Below are 16,724 nucleotides of genomic sequence, written 5' to 3'. Positions count from 1 at the left end.
CGCAAACGCCCGCCGGGCAGGCGTTGGCAGGGTCTTTGCAGCGAATGGAAACTGGCAGCGCTTCCGCCCGCTGGCATTTCTTCAGACGCAATAATTCCGGACGTAAAACGTTTTGCGATGCGCCGCAAAATCGATATTTATAGATTTCGCTTGCCGCGTGAATTTCACATTGTTAATCTTGGCGGGCCATCAAAAGTTGGTCGCAGACGGGATTAAATCAAGGTAATGGATGAACCCGGGTTTTTACGGGTTTCACCGGAGGGTCATTATCTCCCTGTCTGCCGTGTCGAGCGATTCGCCGTCGGGCGAAACTACTGATGCCTACGTACCGGGGAGCACCATGTCCACCATTGCCGTCGACACCATCGATACGCAGATTCCTCCGTCTTTCCAGATCGGCGACGTCGTGACTTTGCGCGCGGGCGGTCCGCGCATGACGGTCACGTACCAGGGTCCGGTCGCGTACGCGTCCGGCGAGTGGCTGATGTGCGAGTGGTTCGACGAGCATGGCGAGCTTCGCCAGGACATGTTCGCCGCCGGCATGGTTCGCGTGGAGCCGCGCTCCATTCCGGCGGGCTCCGTGCAGTGGGGCATGCAGGTACGCGCGATGGCTCGATGAGGGCCGGCTTTGCGGTTCGCGTTCGCGTCGCGCGCGTGGCCTCCACGCGCATCAGCCTCATCATCCGATCCGAAGGTCATTGCGACGATCGCCCAGGCGATCGTCGTGACGCGACGCCGCGTTTACTCCGCGGCGGGCACCGCGCGCGCCATTTCGGTCGTGGTCTGCCAGCCGAGGCCTTCGTACAGCGGACGTCCCAGTTCGGTCGCGTGCAGGATCGCGTAGCGCAGGCCGCGCGCGCGGAACGCATCGTCCGCGTGGCGCATCAGCGTCTCTGCTATACCGCGCCGGCGGCAGTCCGGTTCCACGTACACATTGAGCACGTAGCCGCGCCGATCCTGCTGCGGATGCAACGGATGCGGCGGCCAGTCGATCTCCATCAGGCCGATGCCCGCCACTGCGCGCGTGCCGTCCATCGTGACGAAACCGAAGTAGCTGCCGCTCGCGAGACGCGGCGCGAGCCACGCGTGAAACGGCGCGGCCATCGCGTCGAGCACGGCGGGATCGCGGCCGGCCTCGGCGAACATTCGGTGACGGTGGCGGCACACGAGGTCGAGATCGTTCGTATCGAGCGGGCGGGTGGTCAGCACGTTGTCGGTTCCTTGTCGTCGGTGACGATTTTCCAGCCGGCGGGCGGGCAGGGCGCTCTCACTTAGCGTCGAGCATTCAGCCTCATGCCGTTCGTCTGTCGGCATGAAGCGGTGGCAGCCAGACAGACGAGGGTCGACAGATCTGAGAGTGCGGGCGTATCAACCTACATTAACCCAGCCCGCGGGGAGACGGACGGCGTCGCACGGTGTGCGACGCCGTTTCTTTTTGCGTGATGTCTTCCGATGAGCGGAGGTGGAGCGCTCCAGTTCAGCCACGCAACGGCCTGAAGAAGCGGCGGATTTCCTCGGCGAGCAGCGCCGGCTGTTCCATTGCGGCGAAGTGTCCGCCACGCGGCATGTCGTTGAACTGCGTGACGTCGAACACGCGCTCGAGCCACGAACGCGGCGGCCGGTGGATCTCTTTCGGAAAGCGCGCGAAGCCGACCGGCGGCCGCACGCGCTCACCGGCTTCGAAGCGGAACGGCTTCAGGCGCATCTCCCAATAGAAGCGCATCGACGACGTGATGGTCTGCGTATGCCAGTAGAGCGACACGTCGGTCAGCAGGTCGTCCTTCGAGAACACGCTTTCGACGTCGCCGCCGCAGTCGCTCCACGCGCGAAATTTCTCGGTGATCCACGCCGCGAGCCCGACCGGCGAATCGTTGAGCGCGTAGCCGAGCGTCTGCGGCCGGGTGGCGTGCTCATGCGCGTAGCCGCCTTCGATGATCGCCCATGCGGCTTTCGCATCGAGATACGCCTGTTCTTCTGGCGTGACCGGCGCACTCGACGCATCGGCCACCGGCTCGAACGACGACGGCAGAAAGTTCAGATGGATGCCGTCGACGTGTTCGGCATGCCGGTACGCGAGCGCGATCGACACGGCCGCGCCGAGATCGCCGCCCTGCGCGCCGAAGCGCTCGTAGCCGAGGCCGCGCATCAGCTCGCACCAGGTGTCGGCGGTGACGAACGCCGACGTGCCGGGCGTGACCGGCCGCCCCGAAAAGCCGAAGCCGGGCAGCGACGGCAGCACGACGTCGAACGCATCGGCGGGATCGCCGCCCGTCGACGCCGGATCGCACAGATAGGGCAACAGCCGCTCGAACTCGACGAACGAGCCGGGCCAGCCGTGCGTGATCACGAGCGGATACGGCTTCGGTCCGACGCCGCGCCGATGCACGAAGTGCACGCGCTGCTCGCCGAGGTGCGCGACGAACTGCGGCAGGCGGTTGAGGCGCCGTTCGACGGCGCGCCAGTCGAAGCCGTCGGCCCACCACGCCGTCAGTTCGCGCAGCCAGTCCAGATCGACGCCGGTGAGCCAGCGTGTGCTCGCGTATTCGTCGGGCCAGCGGGTATGCGCGAGACGCGCGGTGAGCGAGCTCAGCTCGTAATCGGCAATGGCGATCTGGAAGGGTTCGACACGCATGGCGGACTCTCGTCGGGTGGTGCGGCGGAACACGCGGCGACCGGCGCGGGCCGCGCGCGAAGCATGAAAGCGGGACGAGACAGCAGGATACGACGTTGCGCGAATGACGGCAGACGGGCCGTCACTTCGGCCCGCGGTCGCGCGCGGCGGCGCGCGCCGAACGGCTGCGCACCCGGTCGACGAGGCCCTTCGAGAAGGTCCCCATGCTGACGAGGCGGCGCTTCTTCGCGATGTCCTCCGCGACGTCGGGCGGCGGGTTGGGCTGGAACGCCCAGTACAGCGCGACCAGCCAGCCGAACACGGTCCAGCCGAGGCACGCGTTGAAGAGGGCGATGGTCAGCACGTCATCGCGCTTGCGGCGATCCGCGACGATGGACGGCAGGAAGTACGCCGCCATCGCGGCGACGACTTCGACGCCCTGCACGATCATGCCGTTACCCGCCATGGTGTCCGCTGCTCCCCTGATGTGTCGCGCTTGCCTTTGCGACATCGATGTCGCCTCGTTGAAAGCCGACGTTGAAAGCATATCGCAGCTAGACGAGCGTGCGCGAGCCTGGCGTCGATCGGTCCACTGCGGGTCCGTCGCATGACCTCGGCACGAGCCGACCCACAGGATGGCGCGCTTCGGCGCACAGCCGATCGGGTCTATCATGTGCGTTTCGACGCACCGGAGACCCCGATGAGCACGCACGAAACGGGCGCGGCTACCCGCCAGCTCGATCACGACGAACTGACCGCCTTCGTCGAACGCAAATGGAATGACGAGATCGTCCCGGCCCTGACCGACTACATCGCGATCCCGGCCAAGAGTCCCGCCTTCGACCCCGACTGGTCGCGGCGCGGCTACATCGAGCGCGTGATCACCGATGCCGCGCACTGGGCCGAACAGCAGCGCGTGCGCGGACTGAAGCTCGAGGTGGTGCGCCTGCCCGGCCGCACGCCGGTGATCTTCTTCGAATCGCCCGCGACGAAGTCCGGCAGCACCGACACGATCGTGCTGTACGGTCACCTCGACAAGCAGCCCGAATTCGATGGCTGGCGCAACGACCTCGGTCCGTGGACGCCGAAGCTCGACGACGGCAAGCTCTATGGCCGCGGCGGCGCGGACGACGGTTATGCGATCTACGCAAGCCTCACGGCGCTCGCCGCGCTTGACGCGCAAGGCATCGAGCGGCCGCGCTGCGTGGGCATCATCGAAACCTGCGAGGAATCGGGCAGCTACGACCTGCTGCCGTACGTGGATGCGCTGCGCGACCGGCTCGGCAAGGTGAGCCTCGTGATCTGCCTTGATTCGGGCGCGGGCAACTACGACCAGCTGTGGCTCACCACGTCGCTGCGCGGTCTCGTGTCGGGCAACCTGGAAGTGCACGTGCTCGACGAAGGCATTCACTCGGGCGGCTACGGCGGCATCGCGCCATCGAGCTTCCGCATCATGCGGCAACTGTTCGCGCGGCTCGAAGATGCGTCGAACGGCAACCTGCTGCCCGACGGCTTCCACTGCCCGGTACCGGACGACCGCCTGCGCGAAGCCGAGATTACCGCGAAGATCCTCGGCGAGACGGTATGGAAGACGATGCCGTGGGCCTGCGGCGCGGACGGCCGCCAGGTGCTGCCCACCACGACCGATCCGAAACAGGCGCTGCTCAATTCCACGTGGCTGCCGTCGCTTTCCGTGACGGGCGCGTCGGGCCTGCCGGCACTCGAAGACGCCGGCAACGTGCTGCGGCCGCGTACCGCGTTCAAGCTGTCGCTGCGGCTGCCGCCGCTCGTCGATGCGGCGAAGGCAGTCGGCGAACTGAAGGACCTGCTGGAGCTCGACCCGCCGTACAACGCGAAGGTCACGTTCCGCCCCGACGCGGGCGCCGCGACCGGCTGGAACGCGCCGGAGCTGTCGCCGTGGCTCGCCGGCGCGCTCAACGACGCATCGCGCAAGCACTATGGCGCGGACGTCGCGTACATCGGCCAGGGCGGCACGATCCCGCTGATGAACACGCTGAAGGAAGGTTTCCCGCACTCGCAGTTCATGGTGTGCGGCGTGCTCGGGCCGAAGTCGAACGCGCATGGACCGAACGAGTTCCTGCACGTGCCGTATGCGAAGAAGCTCACGGCGGCCGTGGCCGAGGTGATCGCCGCGGCGCCCTGAGTCCGTCGCGAGCGGGAGCAGCCTCGCGCAGCAACGTCACACGCTCACACGCGGCCGGATTCCAGTGCGAACCGGCCGTGCTTCAAAACCACTTTCCTGTGTGCGGCAACCCACCAAACGCCGCACCTCCGCCTTTCCCTCCCTTGCGGGCCGCCGGTCCTGCTGACGCGCGGCTTTGCGCCGTTTACCCCCGCGCGCTTTCCCAGGACGATTGACCAGCATTTTGCGTATTTGGTGCGTTCACGCACGCAAGCGATTGAATTTTGCCGTCAGGATAGCCACGCAGTCTTCGTTGAAGTGAGTGGTGAATGTTGATGGTTGTGTGTGCAATTTAATGCCGCATCCATCCGCAAATTTCCACACCGGGGTTCGTATTATCCAATCAGCATAAAAATCAGCCGTTCAGGACTGGGGGCAGAAATGGATGATTGGTTGCGCGATACCTTCCTCGAGTCGCTCACTGCGACGAATTTCCGTTTTCCGGTGATGAAAAACAGCACGCGGCGTGTCGCAGGTACCACGCCACGCCGCCGCGCTTGCCGATCGAAGATTCATGCCGCACCAGCCATTCCGGGCGATCGGCCGTAATTACTGTCAAGGCCGTTTTTATAAAAGGCCACTCATTACCGCAATACGGTCGGCTGCTTTAGGCTCGCCAATGCATTACCCGCGACATCTGCATTACCGCCTATAACCTGACTGGACCGCCATAATGAATCTGAATAATCACCACGCCTGCCGGCCATTTGTAGAAGCTGGAAATCTGTCGCAAATCTCGGCCTATTACGAGGAAGGCCGGAATATCATGTGGATGATGCTGCGCGCGCAACCGCGTCCCTGTTTCAATCTCGAACTGGTGTACGACATTCTCGGCCTCGCACGGGCCGCGCGCGAATCGGGACTGCCCATCGACTTCTGGGTCACCGGCTCGCTGATTCCGTCGATGTACAACGTCGGCGGCGACCTCGATTTCTTCGCGGACGCAATCCGCGGCGGCAAGCGCGAAGCGCTGATGGCGTATGCGCGTGCATGCGTCGACTGCGTGCATGCGGCGTCGCGCGGCTTCGATACCGGCGCGATCTCGATCGCGATGGTCGAAGGCACGGCGCTCGGCGGCGGCTTCGAGGCCGCGCTCGCGCATCACTTCGTGCTCGCGCAGAACGACGCGCGCATGGGCTTCCCCGAAATCGCGTTCAACCTGTTTCCGGGCATGGGCGGCTACTCGCTGGTCGCGCGCCGCGCCGGCATGCGGCTCGCGGAAGAACTGATCGGCATCGGCGAATCGCATACGGCCGAATGGCACGCGTCGAAGGGGCTCGTCGATCACCTGTTCGAACCGGGCGACGCCTACGTCGCGACCCGCACCTTCATCGATACGATGCGGCCCAAGCTGAACGGCATCCGCGCGATGGTGCGGGCGCGCCAGCGCGTGCTGCAGCTGACGCGCGCGGAACTGATGGAAATCACGGAAGACTGGGTCGACGCCGCGTTCTCGATCGAGGAGAAGGATCTCGCGTTCATGGAGCGGCTCGTCGCGATGCAGAACCGCCGCACGTCGCATCTGCGCGCGAGCAACGGTTGAGGCGAGGGCGGGCTGCCGTGCGTCTGCCGCCGCGCCTGCCCCGCGCCGGCGAGGTGTGATCAGGCGATCAGCCTCAGCTTCTGCCGGCCGCGCAGCCACTGTTCGAGCTCAGGCGCGGGCATTGCGCGCGCGTACAGATAGCCCTGCATGAAGTCGACGCCGAGCGCCTTCATGAACGCCTCTTCGCGCTCGGTCTCGATCCCTTCGGCAACCACTTTCATGTGCAGCTCCTGCGCGACCGCGATCATCGAGCGGACCAGCGCCTGGGCTTTCGTATTCACGTCGATGCCCTGCACGAAGCTGCGATCGAGCTTGATCGCGTCCAGAGGAATCCGGCCGAGCTGCGACAGCGACGAGTAGCCGGTGCCGAAGTCGTCGAGATGCACCTCGGCGCCCAGCTCGCGGAACTGCGCGATCACGTCGGTGGCGAGCGCTTCGTCCTCGATCAGGCAGCTCTCGGTCAGTTCGAGATCGACGAGGCATGGCGCGAGCCCGGCGCCTTGCAGCGCCTCGCGGAACTGCCGCACCACCGAGCTGTCGACGAGCTGCCGCGGCGACACGTTCACCGCGATCCGCAGGTCGAGCCCGCGCGCCTTCCATTCGGCGGCCTGGCGGGCGGCCGTCTGCATCACCCAGCGCCCGAGCGGATTGATGAGGCCGGATTCCTCCGCATAGCGGATGAACTCGGTGGGCAGGATCTGGCCGCGCTCCGGCGAATTCCAGCGCACCAGCGCCTCGACGCTCTGCACCATGCCCGTGCTCAGCTGCAGCTTCGGCTGGTAGTAGAGCGTGAGCTGGTTTTCCTCGAGCCCGCGGCGCAGGTTGGTGTCGAGCCACACGTATTCGGCGACCTTGCGGTCCATCTCCGCCGAAAAGAACCGCCACGTGCGCTTGCCGGCGTCTTTCGCGACGTACATCGCGGTGTCCGCCGAGCGGACCAGCGATTCGAGGCTCGTGCCGTGATCCGGGCTCAGCGCGATGCCGATCGAGCAGCCCGTGTAGACCTCCACGAGGCCGAGCGTGAAGGGCACCCGCAGCCGTTCGATGATGCGCTGAGCGGTCCCTTCGAGCGCATGCGCGCTCGCCCGCGGCGACAGCACGATGAACTCGTCGCCGCCCAGCCGCGCGAGCGAGTCGCTTTCGTCGAGGCATGCGACGATCGTCGCCGACACGTCCTGGATCAGCCGGTCGCCGAACACGTGACCGTAGTGGTCGTTGACCTTCTTGAAGTTGTCGAGATCCAGATACAGGATGCCGACCGATTCGCCTTCCGCGGCCTCCTCGAGCGCCGCGCGGATCCGGTCGTGGATCGCGTTGCGGTTCATCAGGCCCGTGAGGCTGTCCGTATTGGCGAGCTCGCGCAGCCGTTCCTGCGCGCGGCGTTCTTCGGTGATGTCGGTGCCGGAGCAGATCAGGAACTGTTCGTCGATGCCGCTGCCGCTGTGCACGAACTTGTTGCGGAACACGAAGAGCCGCTCGCCGTGCACGGTCTTCACCACGCGCTCGACTTCGTACGACACGCCACGGTTGAAGAAGCTGCTGATGTTGTGGCTGGACGCCGCACCTTCGCTCGACGACATGAAGAGTGCCCACACGTTGCGCCCGATCACGTCGGTTTCCTTCATGCCGGTCAGCTCTTCGGCAAGCCGGTTGAAGCGCTGGATGCGGCCCTGCCGGTCGACGATCACGACGACCGAGTTCACTTCCGACACCACCGTTTCGGCGAACGACAGGCCGTGCACGAGGTCGCGCGCGACCGATTCGGTGTCTTCGTAGGACGACGCGGTGCCGGCCCACAGGTTGGCCGACAGCTTGCGGCCAACCAGGTGCAGGCGCAACGGTTCGCCGAGAAAGTGGACGTCGAGCGTCAGGTGCGACGTGACGCCGGACAGACGGCGGATCTGCGCGGCCTGCTGGCTGGTCAGCGCGACGGCGACGTTGGCTGGACCGGGCCCGGTGTCCTCGGTCAGTTCGAGCGCATTGCTGTCGCCCGACAGACGCCAGCATGGGCTGCTCGTGCCGAACTGGGCATACAGCAACTGGTCTGGTTGGACGTCTTTCATCGAGGTATCCGTGGCTCTACGGGTCGTTTGACCAGCGACGTCTCGCCGGACCAACGCTACGGCGATCGGTTTTCGGGTCAAGGAACTGCCTCAAGAGGGAAGAATGCCGGCTTGGCCTTCGAACAGGTTATCGAACGAAAGCGAAAGAAACTTTAATTTTCCCGCGCCGCCGCTCATTCGCCGGTCACTCATCCTCTTTAACTGCGACTTCATCAAATTTATTTAGACAGGTTATCGCACGTTCGTTCGTCCACCGTTCAAACCGGCGTCCGGCAAGCGCCGCGGCAAGCATAGCCGACTTTGGTCAATGGAACCCGCTATGCGCCCGCCGATGCCGTTGTTAAATCATCAAACGAATTAGCTTCGCCGGGAAATAATGTCGCAATTCGGGAATGACGGCACGGAAATTCGCATGACCCGTGGCGTAAGCGCCGCATCGGGAGGGCGGCGCGCGATGCCGCCGGCAGCGGCGTCAACCGCCTCAGCCACCGTCGAATCCGTCAAAAATCCCATGACCGGGATGCCGGCGCTCATACTCCGCGCGCAGGTTCTGCTTCAGCTGCTCCGCCGCTTCCGCGTCCTGCCGCTCCTTGAAGTGGTCGGCGAAGTCGCCGAGGCCGACGCCGATGCTGGCGAGCGCCAGCGCCAGCAGCGGCCCCGCTGTCGGAATGAAGCCGATGATGCCGCCGGCCAGGTTGACGACCTGGGCGCCCAGATTCAGCTTGTCCTGGGTCGTCAGCGTGCCGGCGTTCTTCTTCTTCAGGTAATTGTCCAGTGCCGCGCCGAATCCGGCTGCGCCGAACGCTGTGTTGATGGCGGAGGGCACCAGCTGAGCCCGTAGCGGCTTCGAGATCCTGAACCATTCCGGCAGCGTGTCCGTGCGCGCGAGCAGGCCGTTCTGGTATTTACCGAAAGCCTTGCCATACTTGTCCGCCCATTCCGACACCCTGGCGGGGCGCTGATCCACGGGCGTGCTGCGCATCAGGCTGTCGAGATCGTCGAATGCGGCTGGCGCCGATTTCAGCAAGCCCTCCTGTTCGTCCAGCGCGTGGTTGAACTGGTCGTAAGCCTGCCGCTTCAGATGCGCATAGTCGTCGAGCTGCGCGACGATCCGCTTCACCGCGGTCTGATCCGATGCGCGAGCGGCATCGACGGTGTCGTATCCGTGCGATTTCAGCTCATCGACGAGCGGCTGCGCCCGTTCGTCGATGCTCTTGATGTTCTCGTGCGCGTCTTTCGCGGCCTGTTGCGACGCTTCCCTCAACGTCGATTCGAGTTCGCCGATCTGCAGCCACTCGCCCTTGATGCCGTCCACGCCGTCCTGCAACGACAGCGCCGCCGCATCGTCTCCTCTTGCTTCGACATCGTTGAGGACGCGCTCTTCCGGTTCGTGCCGCCGCGCGGCAACCTGCTGATCCATGTCCGACGCCGTGCTGCCTGTCTCGCTGTCGATCCGTTCGTGAAGCGGGTCGTCCGGGGCAAACTGTCCGAATTCGTCCGGCGATCCGGAGCGCCCGGCTGACGTCGTGGCGGTACGGTCGGACAGTGGACTCTGCGGGGTGGCAGGTCTTTGTGGCGGTCTCGCGGCCTGCAGCTTGACCATATGATTGCCGAAGTCGGTCATCGCACCGGCCGTGATTTCGGTCGCACCCTGGCCCGCCGCCGCACTGCCTCCGATGAAGTCGTCGGTCGGATCCTGACCGTTGCGCATTCTGGCGATACCCGACGCGAACATCGTGGCCGCCTTCGTGAAATTGCTGGCGGCGGCATTCATACGGTTTCCTAACAGAACGCCGAGCCGTCCATTGGCGCCGATCGGGTCCAGCACGCTTTTGCCTGGGCGCAGAAGCCGCGCGAACGATGTGTTCTGCAGCACCTTCGAGTTGTTGAAACGCGCTTCGTCGAAAATCAGCGCGCGCGTGTAGGTGCTTGCCGTCTTGCCATAGGAGCCGTACAAGTCCTGGCTGCTCTTGCGCTGAAGTCCCGGCAACGGGACGTGAGCCTTCTGTGCGATCGAGTCGAGTGAATCGGTCGGTTCACCGTCCCTGATCGCTTTCGCGAGCGAAGCAATCCGCCCTTGCTGGTCGTAGCTGGGTGCCGCCCGGTTCGACTGATCGTATGCATCGTTGAACGCCTTCGCCGCGGCGATGCTGTCATCGGTCGTGTCCTTGCCCTGCAGGACATCGTTGCGGATGTCCACAAGCGCAGCGTCGAATTTCTGCATGCTCTGGCCGGCGTCGTTTGCCATGACGAGTTCGGTTGCCAGCTGCGTTGGGCCACGCGACATCTGGGGCGCGCCATGATCGCTCGTGAAATTCGGCCCAGCGGATGACGGGTCGCCCGACGCTTGCGGCGAATCGACGGGATCAACTGAACCGACTTTCATGGCATCTCCTCTATGAACACGGATTCACCTTCGACGGCAGGGTCGTAAAGTTGATGCATCGTAGTCCGAACTAATAGAAAATGGCAATGGAAGATCACTGCAGCAGTGGTGTACGGCATGATCGACCGCGATCCCGCGGCACTCCATGTGTCGATCGCAGTGCGCCCGTTCTAATTTGAGATAGGGAACTGGAATCGCCAACTATGATCGATCGCGGCGCGAAAGGCGATGGACGACGCAACATTTCGTCGCCAGGTTCGCATCGACAACACATGGAGACGTGAATGGCAACAGTTGAAAACACCCAGGAAATTCATCGCGCATACGGCGCGCGCCGTCGCATCATGGCGATCGTCGGCGCATCGTCCGGCAATCTCGTCGAGTGGTTCGATTTCTATGTCTACTCGTTCTGCGCGTTGTACTTCGCACCCGCTTTCTTTCCCTCGGGCAATCCGACCACGCAGTTGCTCAATACCGCCGGCGTGTTCGCCGCCGGGTTCCTGATGCGTCCCATCGGCGGCTGGTTTTTCGGTCGACTCGCCGACCGCCACGGCCGGCGCACGTCGATGCTCGTATCGGTCTTCATGATGTGCGGCGGTTCGCTGATGATTGCCGCGCTGCCCACCTATGCGCAGATCGGCGCGCTCGCACCCGCGCTGCTGCTGGTCGCACGGCTGTTTCAGGGGCTCTCCGTCGGTGGCGAATATGGCACGAGCGCAACCTACATGAGCGAAGTGGCGCTGGAAGGACGACGCGGTTTCTACGCATCGTTCCAGTACGTGACGCTGATCGGCGGCCAGCTGTGCGCGCTGTTCGTGCTGGTGATTCTCCAGCAGGTGCTGAGCGCCGGTGAGCTGACCGCATGGGGCTGGCGCATTCCGTTCGTGGTCGGCGCATGTGCCGCGCTCGTCGCACTGTCGCTGCGACGCTCGCTCGAGGAAACCACGACCGCGCAATCGCGACGCAGCCGCGAAGCCGGTTCGTTCGCCGGGTTGTGGCGGCACCGGCGCGCGTTCGTGACGGTACTCGGCTTCACGGCCGGCGGCTCGCTGTCGTTCTACACGTTCACGACCTACATGCAGAAGTACCTCGTGAACACGGTCGGCATGCACGCGAAAACCGCGAGCAACGTGATGACCGCCGCGCTGTTCGTGTTCATGCTGATGCAGCCGCTGTTCGGCGCGCTGTCCGACCGGATCGGCCGGCGCCGCTCGATGATCTGCTTCAGCGTGTTCGCGACGCTCGGCACGGTGCCGTTGATGCTGACGCTGAAAGATGTGACGAGCCCGCTCGCGGCGTGCGCGCTGATCGTGACGGCGCCGTGTGTGGTGAGCTTCTACACGTCGATCAGCGGGCTCATCAAGGCGGAAATGTTCCCGGTGCAGGTGCGCGTGCTGGGCGTGGGGCTCTCGTACGCGATCGCGAATGCCATTTTCGGCGGCTCGGCGGAGTACGTGGCGCTGTGGCTGAAGCAGGCAGGCAACGAGACGATGTTCTACTGGTATGTGACGGCGATGTGCGCGGCGGCCGGCCTCGTCTCGCTTCTGATGCGCGATCCGCAGAAAGCGGGCCTGCTGCGCGACACGAACTGATACTGCTCGCGAGCGACGCCGTTCCTTTATGATGAACCTCCTGAACGTGAATCGTTTTCGAACAGGAGGCTTCAATGAGCGGTCGAGAGCAGGGGTCCGGCAACGCGGCGCCAGCGGTGAAACGGTATGACGTCCGCGATTTCTTTCGCCGGCCCGAGCGGTCGCAGTTCCTGATTTCGCCGGATGGCCGCCATCTGTCGTTTCTCGCGCGGCACGAGGGCCGGCAGAACGTCTTTGTGCAGGCCATCGATGCCGACGGCGCGCCCGTCGGCGCCGCCCGTCCGCTCACCGCGGAAACCGGCCGCGATGTGCCGACCCATCTGTGGAAGGGCAACGGTCACATCCTGTATGTGAAGGATTTCGGCGGCGACGAGAATTACCACGTGCTGTCGGTGCCGATCGACGGCGGCGCGCCGCTCGACCTGACGCCGTACGAACAGATCCAGGCGAGCATCGTCGACGACCTGCGCGACGACGACCGCCATATCCTCGTGTCGCACAACCGGCGCAATCCCGAAGTGTTCGACGTGCTGCGCGTCGACGTCACTAACGGCGAGTCGCAGCAGATCGCAGAGAATCCCGGCAATGTGGTCGGCTGGGACACGGACCACGACGGCCGTCTGCGCATCGCCGTTTCCAGCGATGGCGTCAACACCACGCTGTCGTATCGCGATACCGAAGACGAGCCGTTCCGTCCGCTCGTCACCACCAACTTTCGCGAGTCGGTGCAACCACTGCTGTTCACCTTCGACAATCGCCGGCTCTACGTGCTGTCCAACCGCGGGCGCGATCGCGCGGCGATCTTCGAGTTCGATCCGGCCACAGGTGAAGAGGGTGAACTGCTGTTCGAGCACCGCGACGTGGACGTGGGCGGCCTCGCGCATTCGCGGCTGCGCCGCGTGCTGACTACCGCGTGGTACGCGGACGACCGGGTCCACCGGTACTTTTTCGATGACGACGCGCGCGCGATGATCGCGGATCTCGAAGCGCAGCTGCCCAACGCCGACATCTGGCTGACCAGCATCACGAAGGACGAAACGCGCGCGATCGTCACCGCGTCGAGCGACCGGTCGGCCGGCTCGACGTACCTGTACGACATCGGCAGCCGGCGCCTGACGAAGCTGGCCGATGCGATGCCCTGGCTCGACGTCGCCGACATGGCGCCGATGCAGCCGGTGCGCTTCACGTCGCGCGACGGATTGCAGATCAACGGCTATCTGACGCTGCCGCCGGACGTCGCGAGCGCGAGCGGGCATGGCAACGTCGCGCCGCACAACCTGCCGCTCGTCGTGAACCCGCACGGCGGCCCGTGGGCGCGCGATCACTGGGGCTTCAATCCGGAAGTGCAGTTGCTCGCGAACCGCGGCTATGCGGTGCTGCAGGTGAATTTCCGCGGCTCGACGGGCTATGGGCGCGCGTTCTGGGAAGCGAGCTTCGGGCAGTGGGGCAAAACCATGCAGCACGATATCGACGACGGCGTCGACTGGCTCGTGTCGCAGGGCATCGCCGATGCGAAGCGGGTGGCGATCTATGGCGCGAGCTACGGCGGCTACGCGGTACTCGCGGGCGTGACGTTCACGCCGAACCGCTACGCGGCCGCGATCGACTACGTGGGCGTATCGAATCTCTTCACGATGCTCGAATCGGTGCCGCCGTACTGGAAGCCGATGCTCGACATGATGTACGAGATGATCGGCAGCCCGAACACCGAGGCGGGCAAACAGGCGCTGCACGATGCGTCGCCGGTGTTCTTCGCGGAGCGCATCGTGACGCCGCTGCTGGTGGCGCAGGGCGCGAACGACCCGCGCGTGAAGCAGGCCGAGAGCGACCAGATCGTTGCCGCGCTACGCTCGCGCGGCGTCGACGTGCAGTATCTGCTGAAGGAGAATGAAGGGCACGGCTTCCACAACGAAGAGAACCAGTACGAGTTCTACGCGGCGATGGAAGCGTTCCTCGCGAAGCATCTGCGTGGCGGGGCCGCTTGAGCCTCGTTATCTCCGGTGCTTCGTTTTCGATGCGTGGGCGACAGACCCGCGCATCGTCACCGTCACCGGAAAGTCGCGTTCGATGTCCCATGACGTGCCATAGCACTGGTTGACGAGCCAGCGCACCGCGTTGCGGGTCAGCTCGGCAGTCGGAATATGCACCGACGTGAGCCCGGGCGCTGTGTACGCGGCCGAATAGTCGTCGTCGTAGCCGATGACGGATACCTCGTGCGGCACCGAAACGCCCGCTTCCTGCAGGCGGGCGAGCGCGCTGACGGCCATCGTGTCGTTCGCGCAGAAGAGGCCGGTGAACTGCGCGTTGCCCTTCAGCAGTTCGCCGGTCGCCGCATAGCCGCCTTCGGGCGAGAAGTCCGATTCGATCAGCGTGACGTCGTTGCGCGCGATGCCATCGCGCGCGAGTTCCGCGAAAAAGCCGTCGAGGCGCGCGCGGTTGTCCGATGCGGTGAACGGCCCCGCGATCACCGCGATGTCACGGTGGCCATGATCGAGCAGCGTGCGCGCCGCGAGCGCGCCGCCGCGCACGTGGTCCGCGCAGAACGACGCATCGGGCAACTGGTCGAACGCGCGGTTCAGAAACGCCATGCGCGGATGCAGCTTGTGCAGCATGGTCAGGTCTTCGTCGTGCAGGTCGTGGCTGATCACCACCACGCCGTCGCAGTCGCGGCCAATCAGGAAACGTACCGCTTCGATGGCCTGCTCGCGCGGCGTGGTCTCGCCGCAGCCGGTCGCGACCACCACGTGCCGATGCACCGCCCTCAGCTCCGTATCGGTCTCCTTGAGGATGGTGCCGTAATATGAACCGAAGAATGTCGGCACGAAAATGCCGATGATGCCGAGCTGCTTGGTCGCCATCGCGCGGCCGATCGACGACGGCCGGAAGTTCAGCGCTTCGATTGCGGCCTGCACGCGCGCGGCCGCGTCCGCCGACACGGGGCCCTTGCCCGAGATCGCGCGCGATGCCGTCGACATGCCGACGCCCGCGAGTGCAGCAACGTCCTTCAACGTGGCCACGAGGTCTCCGAATATCCGTTTATGTCATGTGCGCCGGCCGAGGCCAGACGCGTTTTCCTGCAAGCCTGCTATTGCCTGAGCATTCGCGCCGTGCGCGAGGCCGCACTATTCAGAGTCCTGCTTAAAAGCCCTGCCTGAAAATCCTGCCTGAAAGCCCTGCTTGAAAGCCCTGCTTGAAAGCCCTGCTTCAAATCCCTGTGTCAAAGCCGCACTCCGGTCGCCTCGTCGAACAGCGACACATGCGCGGTATCCAGCGCAAAACCGGTCTGGTCGCCCACCGCGACCGGGCGCTTGTCCTGCACGATCGATGCGACCTGTGCTTCAGGATAGTCGAGCCACAGCACACGATGGTTGCCCATCGGTTCGACGAGCATCACGCGCGCATTCAGCTGACCGCCCGGCGCGCCCACTTCGACCGCGCCGACCTGCACGTCTTCCGGACGAATGCCGAGCTGGCACGCGCGCGCTTCGTCAGGATAATCGCGAAACGCATAGCCGGACAGATCGAGATCGAGCTGATCGCTAAAAAAACGCACCGCGCCGTCGCGGCGTTCGAGCCGGCCCGAGATCAGGTTCATCGGCGGCGTGCCGAGGAAGGTCGCGACGAACAGGTTCGCGGGCCGCGCGTAGAGCTCGGCGGGCGTGCCGATCTGCTGGATCACGCCGCCGCGCATCACCGCCATCCGCGTGGCGAGCGTCATCGCTTCCACCTGATCGTGCGTCACGTAGATCATCGTTGCGTTGAGGCGCATGTGCAGCTGCTTCAGCTCGCGGCGCAGCTCAGTGCGCAGCTTCGCGTCGAGATTCGACAGCGGCTCGTCGAACAGGAACACGTCCGCTTCGCGCACGATCGCGCGGCCGATCGCGACGCGCTGCCGCTGGCCGCCGGACAGCTGCGCCGGCCGGCGCTTGAGGAGCGGGCCGAGCTGCAGCATGTCCGCCGCGCGTGCGACGCGCCGCTCGATATCCGCCTTCGGCGTGCCGTTGATGCGGAGCGCGAATGACAGATTGCGCTCGACGTTCATGGTCGGATAAAGCGCGTACGACTGGAACACGAGCGCGATGTGCCGGTCCTTCGGATCGGCCCATGTCATGTCCTGCCCCCCGATCTCGATGCTGCCGCCCGCCACGTCGATCAGGCCCGCGATGCTGTGCAGCAACGTGGACTTGCCGCAGCCGGATGGCCCGAGCAGCACGAGAAACTCGCCGGGTTCGACTTCGAGATCGAGCGCGTCGATGACCGTGTTCGCACCGAGCTGGATCTTGAGGTCGCGCACCGAAACGTTCGCCAGACTAGCCATCGCAGCTC

General features: G+C 64.8%; 12 protein-coding genes. 5 read left to right on the top strand and 7 right to left on the bottom strand.

The genetic code is table 11. The annotated features are described in order from the left end of the window. Positions 1–340 precede the first annotated feature (340 nt). Entirely contained in the window at positions 341–619 is a 279-nt protein-coding gene (locus DVS29_RS25715; protein ID WP_118183343.1) for a YodC family protein, read from the top strand. A gap of 122 nt (positions 620–741) precedes the next feature. Here the strand turns inward: DVS29_RS25715 and DVS29_RS25710 are convergent, their stop codons facing one another. The 3 genes from DVS29_RS25710 to DVS29_RS25700 all read right to left on the bottom strand — a co-directional run bounded on the left by DVS29_RS25710 (position 742) and on the right by DVS29_RS25700 (position 3,122). Further along, a complete protein-coding gene (locus DVS29_RS25710; RefSeq protein WP_240655799.1) occupies positions 742–1,206 on the bottom strand; it encodes a GNAT family N-acetyltransferase in 465 nt (154 codons plus the stop codon). 271 nt (positions 1,207–1,477) lie between these two features. After that, positions 1,478–2,632, bottom strand: coding sequence for an epoxide hydrolase family protein (locus tag DVS29_RS25705; RefSeq protein ID WP_118183341.1), 1,155 nt, complete (start codon positions 2,630–2,632; stop codon positions 1,478–1,480). A 121-nt stretch (positions 2,633–2,753) separates the two neighbouring features. Further along, on the bottom strand, positions 2,754–3,122 hold the full coding sequence (locus DVS29_RS25700; protein WP_420816163.1) for a superinfection immunity protein: 369 nt from the start codon (positions 3,120–3,122) through the stop codon (positions 2,754–2,756). Positions 3,123–3,311: 189 nt separating this feature from the next. Between DVS29_RS25700 and DVS29_RS25695 the strand changes: the two genes are divergently transcribed. Together DVS29_RS25695 and DVS29_RS25690 are read left to right on the top strand one after the other, a co-directional pair. Then, on the top strand, positions 3,312–4,775 hold the full coding sequence (locus tag DVS29_RS25695) for a M20 family metallopeptidase (protein ID WP_118183339.1): 1,464 nt from the start codon (positions 3,312–3,314) through the stop codon (positions 4,773–4,775). A 712-nt stretch (positions 4,776–5,487) separates the two neighbouring features. Then, complete coding sequence (locus DVS29_RS25690) at positions 5,488–6,357, top strand: crotonase/enoyl-CoA hydratase family protein (protein WP_118183338.1); 870 nt, start codon at positions 5,488–5,490, stop codon at positions 6,355–6,357. 59 nt (positions 6,358–6,416) lie between these two features. Here DVS29_RS25690 and pdeR read toward each other — a convergent pair whose 3' ends face one another. Together pdeR and DVS29_RS25680 are read right to left on the bottom strand one after the other, a co-directional pair. After that, entirely contained in the window at positions 6,417–8,420 is a 2,004-nt protein-coding gene (pdeR, locus tag DVS29_RS25685; RefSeq protein WP_118183337.1) for a cyclic di-GMP phosphodiesterase, read from the bottom strand. Positions 8,421–8,901: 481 nt separating this feature from the next. Further along, positions 8,902–10,668: a hypothetical protein gene (locus DVS29_RS25680; RefSeq protein ID WP_124800717.1), complete on the bottom strand. Its 1,767-nt coding sequence runs from the start codon at positions 10,666–10,668 to the stop codon at positions 8,902–8,904. 422 nt (positions 10,669–11,090) lie between these two features. Between DVS29_RS25680 and DVS29_RS25675 the strand changes: the two genes are divergently transcribed. Together DVS29_RS25675 and DVS29_RS25670 are read left to right on the top strand one after the other, a co-directional pair. Beyond that, on the top strand, positions 11,091–12,398 hold the full coding sequence (locus DVS29_RS25675) for an MFS family transporter (protein WP_118183335.1): 1,308 nt from the start codon (positions 11,091–11,093) through the stop codon (positions 12,396–12,398). 74 nt (positions 12,399–12,472) lie between these two features. After that, positions 12,473–14,383 (top strand): S9 family peptidase, encoded by a 1,911-nt coding sequence (locus DVS29_RS25670; RefSeq protein WP_118183334.1) that lies wholly within the window; start codon positions 12,473–12,475, stop codon positions 14,381–14,383. 6 nt (positions 14,384–14,389) lie between these two features. On the opposite strand, the gene DVS29_RS25665 is transcribed toward DVS29_RS25670, so the two are convergent. Then, the gene (locus DVS29_RS25665) at positions 14,390–15,415 is read right to left on the bottom strand and encodes a LacI family DNA-binding transcriptional regulator (RefSeq protein WP_118183333.1); all 1,026 of its coding nucleotides are present in this window, start codon (positions 15,413–15,415) and stop codon (positions 14,390–14,392) included. 200 nt (positions 15,416–15,615) lie between these two features. Further along, a complete protein-coding gene (locus DVS29_RS25660) occupies positions 15,616–16,716 on the bottom strand; it encodes an ABC transporter ATP-binding protein (protein ID WP_118183332.1) in 1,101 nt (366 codons plus the stop codon). Between the last annotated feature and the right edge of the window lie 8 nt (positions 16,717–16,724).

Origin of the sequence: Paraburkholderia phosphatilytica (genome assembly GCF_003443895.1) — a bacterium.
GTDB lineage: Bacteria > Pseudomonadota > Gammaproteobacteria > Burkholderiales > Burkholderiaceae > Paraburkholderia > Paraburkholderia phosphatilytica.
Note: the sequence above shows the minus strand (reverse complement) of the source record. Positions and strands in the feature narration are given on the sequence as shown.

Coding starts and splice junctions, on each gene's coding strand:
- DVS29_RS25680 (WP_124800717.1), bottom strand. CDS start 10,668: ATGGCAAACGACGCCGGCCAGAGCATGCAGAAATTCGACGCTGCGCTT.
- DVS29_RS25715 (WP_118183343.1), top strand. CDS start 341: ATGTCCACCATTGCCGTCGACACCATCGATACGCAGATTCCTCCGTCT.
- DVS29_RS25695 (WP_118183339.1), top strand. CDS start 3,312: ATGAGCACGCACGAAACGGGCGCGGCTACCCGCCAGCTCGATCACGAC.
- DVS29_RS25705 (WP_118183341.1), bottom strand. CDS start 2,632: ATGCGTGTCGAACCCTTCCAGATCGCCATTGCCGATTACGAGCTGAGC.
- DVS29_RS25670 (WP_118183334.1), top strand. CDS start 12,473: ATGAGCGGTCGAGAGCAGGGGTCCGGCAACGCGGCGCCAGCGGTGAAA.
- DVS29_RS25690 (WP_118183338.1), top strand. CDS start 5,488: ATGAATCTGAATAATCACCACGCCTGCCGGCCATTTGTAGAAGCTGGA.
- pdeR (WP_118183337.1), bottom strand. CDS start 8,420: ATGAAAGACGTCCAACCAGACCAGTTGCTGTATGCCCAGTTCGGCACG.
- DVS29_RS25660 (WP_118183332.1), bottom strand. CDS start 16,716: ATGGCTAGTCTGGCGAACGTTTCGGTGCGCGACCTCAAGATCCAGCTC.
- DVS29_RS25675 (WP_118183335.1), top strand. CDS start 11,091: ATGGCAACAGTTGAAAACACCCAGGAAATTCATCGCGCATACGGCGCG.
- DVS29_RS25700 (WP_420816163.1), bottom strand. CDS start 3,122: ATGTCGCAAAGGCAAGCGCGACACATCAGGGGAGCAGCGGACACCATG.